The sequence below is a fragment of the Streptacidiphilus sp. ASG 303 genome, assembly GCF_020991365.1.
GTDB lineage: Bacteria > Actinomycetota > Actinomycetes > Streptomycetales > Streptomycetaceae > Peterkaempfera.
This window is the reverse complement of the sequence record NZ_JAJLRA010000059.1, coordinates 1-5,444: the sequence shown is the minus strand read 5'-3', so window position 1 is coordinate 5,444 and position 5,444 is coordinate 1. Positions and strand designations below refer to the sequence as shown.

Below are 5,444 nucleotides of genomic sequence, written 5' to 3'. Positions count from 1 at the left end.
CGACGAGGTCCGCGAGGCCCTGCAGCTCGGCCCGGACACGCCGATCATCACCACCGACGCCCGACGCCGCGACAGCGCCAAGTCCGCGCTGATCACCCTCGTCGAGCACGCCCTCCTCGCCCGGCTGAGGTAGGAGCCTGCGATGGGCGGCCCGGTACCCGCTTCCTGCGGCACTCGTCGGGCCGCCCTGCCGCGCCGGGGGACGCGCCCCCGCGCGGCGCGTCCGGCCGCACGCCCCCATGCGGCGCACCGGCTGCATAACGGTTCGATAGGGATTTCCCGCCGCGCGGTCACCCAGCGTGCCCGAACCGGGCCGCTGCGGACACGTTCCTGCGGCCATTCGTCGACCGGTACCGCATTCCGCCCGAATTGTCCTTCCCCAAAAGGGCGTGTACGGCTGTTTGTTCCGCCCGCCGTGCACGTGCTGAAATTCCAGCTACTCCCGGGCCACCTCCGTCCGAGCCGCCGCGCAGAAGGCCGTGACCCGGGCAGTGCCGCTGGATTGATCCATGGCCGCCGAGCGGCCGAGAGGTTGTTGTCGAGTGAGGCGTAAGCAGCCAGTCACCCCTCAGCGGCGCCCCGAGCCCCGACAGGGAGAGCCCGGGAACCCCGGCGACTCCCGGGACCGCGCCGCCTTCACGCCCTTCGCCGCCTCCACGGAGCGCGCGGCCCCGGGGGCCTCCGCGCAGGGCAGGCCGACACCCCCCGCAGCGCCCGAGCCGGGCCACGGCGCGGGCGACAGGAGCGACCGGGACCAGGAGCGCGGCCCGGGCGGCCGGCTGGGCTCCTTCTCCCCCCGGCACTGGCGCGTGCCGACCCGGCTGATCGCGATCCTGCTGATCCCGGTCGTCATCGGCCTCGTCTTCGGCGGACTGCGCGTCAACACCTCGATCGACGGCTGGCAGGCCGCGGACCGCGCCGAGAAGACGGCGAAGCTCGCCGCGGCCTCCACCGCGCTCGCCGACGCCCTGGAGCAGGAGCGCGACCTGTCCGCCCTGCCGCTGCTCACCCACGACACCAGCCAGACCAACGCCGTCAACAAGCTGCGCTCGACGACGGCGGAAGCCCTGGCCGCCTACAACAAGGCCTACGAGCCGCTCTCCGACGACGAGTCGCTGCGGCGCCGCAACGCCGCCTTCCAGCTGCTGGTCGCCTCCCTGCAGAGCCTGCAGGAGAACGCCTTCAGCCCCCGGCTCTTCGCGACCGCGACCCAGAACGCCTACTCGGTCCTCATCGCGCCGCTGATGTCGTACGAGAACGAGGTCGGCTTCGGCGGCTCCGACGTCACCGCCCGCGGCCGCTCCATCTACGCCATCGCGCTCTCCAAGGCCTCCGCCTCGACGCAGCGGCTGCTCATGACGCAGCTCCTGATCGGCGTCAGGACCGGCAAGCTCACCAGGCCCGAGATGAGCGCCCTCGTCCAGAGCATCGCGATCTCCAACAAGCTGGAGGAGGTGTCGCTCGGCGAGTTCCAGTCCGCCACCAACGACAACGACACCAAGATCTTCCAGCAGGCCCAGGCCGAGGCGGCCAAGGCCACCGACGTCGCCTCCGCCAAGGCGGGCCACCCGATCCCGAGCATCACCCAGCAGATCGGCATCGCCAACGTCACGGCCCAGGCCATCGCCTCCGCGCAGAGCCCGCGGGCGGCGCTGCAGGCCGTGAGCGCCGCGAACCTCCAGGGCCTGAACCTCACCAACTGGCTGGCGGCGACCGGGGTCCACATCCAGAGCTACCGCTCCGTGGAGAGCCAGCTGAACGGCCTGGTGCTGGCCGACGCGCACCGCCTGAAGAACCGCGCGCAGAACGACGCCATCCTCAACTCCGCGATCGTGCTGGCCTCGCTGGCCGTCGCCGGACTGCTGACCGGCTTCGTCGCACGCTCTATGATCATCGGTATGCGCACCCTGCGCGCCGCCGCCCTCGACATCGCCGGCCACCGTCTCCCCGACCTGGTCGACCGGCTGTCCAAGACCGACCCCGAGCGGGTCGACACCGACGTCAGGCCCATCCCGCTGTACGGGCGCGACGAGATCGGCGAGGTCGCGCGCGCCTTCGACGAGGTGCACCAGCAGGCCGTCAGCCTCGCCGCCGAGCAGGCGATGCTCCGGGGCAACGTCAACGCGATCTTCACCAACCTCTCGCGCCGCAGCCAGGGCCTGATCCAGCGCCAGCTGACGCTGATCACGGACCTGGAGAACAACGAGGCGGACCCGGACCAGCTGGAGAACCTCTTCAAGCTGGACCACCTGGCGACCCGCATGCGCCGCAACGGCGAGAACCTCCTCGTCCTCGCGGGCGAGGAGCCGGGCCGCCGCTGGAACCAGCCCGTCCCGCTCGTCGACGTGCTGCGCGCCGCGGCCTCCGAGGTGGAGCAGTACGAGCGCATCGAGCTCTCGGGCATCCCGGAGACCGAGGTCGTCGGCCCCGCCGTGACCGACCTCGTCCACCTGCTCGCCGAGCTGCTGGAGAACGCCACCACCTTCTCCAGCCCGCAGACCAAGGTGCAGGTCAACGCGACCCGGCTGCCGGACGCGCGGGTGCTGGTGGAGATCCACGACAAGGGCATCGGCCTCACCGCCGACGACTTCGCCGAGATCAACGAGAAGCTCGCCAACCCGCCCACCGTCGACGCCTCGATCTCCCGGCGCATGGGCCTCTTCGTGGTCGGCCGGCTGGCCGAGCGCCACGAGATCCGGGTCCAGCTGCGACCGTCCGGCGAGTCGGCCGGCACCACCTCGCTGGTCATGATGCCCGCCCACCTCACCCAGCTGCAGAGGGCGCCGGAGGCGCCCGAGGAGCAGTTCACCGTCTCCCGGATCTTCGCGGAGCAGGGCCGCCCGGAGGACACCTTCGAGCAGCTGCGCAGCGCCGCCGAGCTGGGCTTCGACGACAGCCGCTTCGAGCGCGCCGGGGAGGCCAACGACGGCTTCAGCCCCGCGCTGGACGCCATGAACCGCTCCATGCGGCTGGACCAGCGCCGCCGGGCGGCGCTGGAGGCCGGTCCGGCCGCCCTGCCGTCCGGTGCGCCGGAGGCCGGCGGCTACGCGGAGGAGCAGTACGCGGAGCCCGCGCAGGAGTACCGCGAGGGGTACGCCCCGCAGGACTACGCGGACCAGGGCTACGCCGGACAGGACGGCCGCGGCGGCCCCTCCGCCGAGCAGGGGTACGCCGAGCAGGGGTACGCGGACCAGGGCTACGGCGGCCAGGGGTACGCCGACCAGGGCTACGGCGGCCGGCAGCAGTACGGCGACGGGCAGTACGACGACGGGAGCCGGTACGCCGACGCCGGCTACGCCGCGCAGGACGGCTACCGCGAGTCCTACGACGGCGCCCCCGCCGGGGACTACGCCCCGGGGATGCCCGCCGACCCGTACGCGGACGGCCGGTACGCCGACTCCTACCGCAACGGCTACGACGGCGGCCGCCCCGAGGCCCCCTCCCCCGCCGCGTCGGCGCAGACCGGCGCCGGCCTGCCGCAGCGGCGGCCGGGCCAGGCCCTGCCGGGCGGCGGCGGTGCGGCCGGACTGGGCAACCGGGCCATCGGCGGCCCGGACACGGGCGAGAAGCCCAACTGGTTCACCGGCGCGAAGGAGAACACCCCGTCGGGTGCTCCGGTCGACGACGCCTGGCGGACCCCGAACGACACCTCTTGGCAGCGTGCCGAGCAGGTGCGGGAGCCCAGCGCGGGCGGGGTCACCACGTCCGGCCTCCCCCGCCGGGTGCCCAAGCAGAACCTGGTTCCGGGCAACGCCCAGACCATCCCCCAGGACGGCCCCCAGATCTCCCGTGCCCCCGAGGAGGTGCGCGGCCGGCTCAGCAGCCTGCGCCGCGGCGTCCAGCAGGGGCGCAGTGCCGGCGGCGACCCGTCCGTGACGGGCAGCTTCCGGACCGACCGGGGCGGCAACGAACAGCACGGCAGCACCGATCTCTTCGGCGGCTCGAACCACCAGGAGCGTTGAGTTGAGTCAGATGAGCCAGGCGGCACAGAATCTGAACTGGTTGATCACCAACTTCGTGGACAACACCCCCGGGGTGTCCCACACCGTGGTGGTCTCCGCGGACGGTCTGCTGCTCGCCATGTCCGACGGGTTCCCCCGCGACCGGGCCGACCAGCTCGCCGCGGTGGCCTCCGGCCTCACCTCCCTGACCTCCGGGGCCTCCCGGATCTTCGAGGGCGGCGACGTCAACCAGACCGTGGTCGAGATGGAGCGGGGCTTCCTGTTCCTCATGGCCGTCTCCGACGGCTCCTCGCTGGCGGTGCTCGCCTCCCCCGACTCCGACATCGGCCTCGTCGGCTACGAGATGGCACTCCTCGTCGACCGGGCCGGCGCGGTCCTCACCCCCGCGCTGCGCGCCGAACTCCAGGGCAGCCTGCTGCACTGACGCTCCACCGGATGCACCTCCCGGTCAGTCCCGGGCCCCCGCGAGGAGGGCCCGGGACCGCCCGTAGATACGACCGCCGGTAGTAGTGGGACCGGACACTGCACAGCACAGCACCCGTCGCACCGCCCCCGCCGCTCCACGTGAGGAGGAACCGTGACACCGCCCGACGACCGCAGCGGTCCGTACGGCGTTCCGTATCCCGGAACGGGCCACGACGCCTTCGGTGCCCAGGGCACCGACTACGGACCCGGAGGGCACGGTGCCCGGGGCCGTTCCGGTCCCGGGCAGCCGTTCCCGCAGCGCGGGGACGGCCGGGGCTGGTCACCTCCCCAAGGGGGCTACGGCCAGGACTACGGCCCGCCGTACGGCGATCCGCAGCAGCAGCAGGCGTACGGTGCCGGCCAGTACGGCGGCGACCAGTACGGTGCCGACCGGTACGGCGGCTACGGGCAGGAGGCCCCGCCGGCCCCGTACCAGGACCGGCACGGGCAGGGCGGCTACGGCGGGGACTTCCACCACGAGGACTTCCCCGAGGACGGCCACGACGACGGCCATGACGACGAGCCGCTGATCAGGCCGTTCGCCATGACCGGCGGGCGCACCCGTCCCCGGTACGAGCTGGCGATCGAGGCCCTGGTCACCTCCACCGCCCAGCCGGAGCAGCTCGACACCCTGCTTCCGGAGCACCAGCGGATCTGCATGCTCTGCACGGAGGTCAAGTCGGTCGCGGAGGTCTCCGCACTGCTCTCGATGCCGCTCGGGGTCGCACGCATCCTCGTCGCCGACCTGGCCGAAACAGGCCTGGTCGCCATCCACCAGCCCGCCGCCGGGGGCGAATCCGGCGGACAGCCCGACGTGACACTGCTCGAAAGGGTCCTCAGTGGACTTCGCAAGCTCTAGCCCGGCTGCCGCGACCCGCGCCACCACCTCCGCGAAGATCGTCGTCGCGGGCGGCTTCGGTGTCGGCAAGACCACCCTCGTCGGCGCGGTCTCGGAGATCAACCCGCTGCGCACCGAGGCCGTCATGACCTCCGCGTCCGCGGGGATCGACGACCTCA

The 5,444-nt window shown here is 72.8% G+C and carries 3 protein-coding genes and 2 pseudogenes; all 5 read left to right on the top strand.

Going from position 1 to position 5,444, the window contains the following annotated elements; translation table 11 throughout:
* Positions 1-133 (top strand): annotated as a pseudogene (locus LO771_RS29800) (ATP-binding protein); the annotation flags it as partial.
* 409 nt (positions 134-542) lie between these two features.
* Positions 543-3,962 carry a nitrate- and nitrite sensing domain-containing protein gene (locus LO771_RS29795; protein WP_230748244.1) on the top strand — a complete coding sequence of 1,140 codons (3,420 nt, stop codon included), beginning with the start codon at positions 543-545 and terminating at the stop codon, positions 3,960-3,962.
* Between the two features lie 10 nt (positions 3,963-3,972).
* A complete protein-coding gene (locus LO771_RS29790; RefSeq protein ID WP_111495390.1) occupies positions 3,973-4,386 on the top strand; it encodes a roadblock/LC7 domain-containing protein in 414 nt (137 codons plus the stop codon).
* Positions 4,387-4,539: 153 nt separating this feature from the next.
* Positions 4,540-5,286, top strand: a complete 747-nt coding sequence (locus LO771_RS31565) for a DUF742 domain-containing protein (RefSeq protein WP_230748243.1) — start codon at positions 4,540-4,542, stop codon at positions 5,284-5,286.
* Positions 5,267-5,444: pseudogene (locus LO771_RS29780) on the top strand (ATP/GTP-binding protein); the annotation flags it as partial. The gene LO771_RS31565 and the pseudogene LO771_RS29780, both read left to right, overlap by 20 nt.

Bases quoted from the DNA above. Each gene is read 5' to 3' on its own strand.
- LO771_RS29790 (WP_111495390.1), top strand. From the start codon at position 3,973: ATGAGCCAGGCGGCACAGAATCTGAACTGGTTGATCACCAACTTCGTG.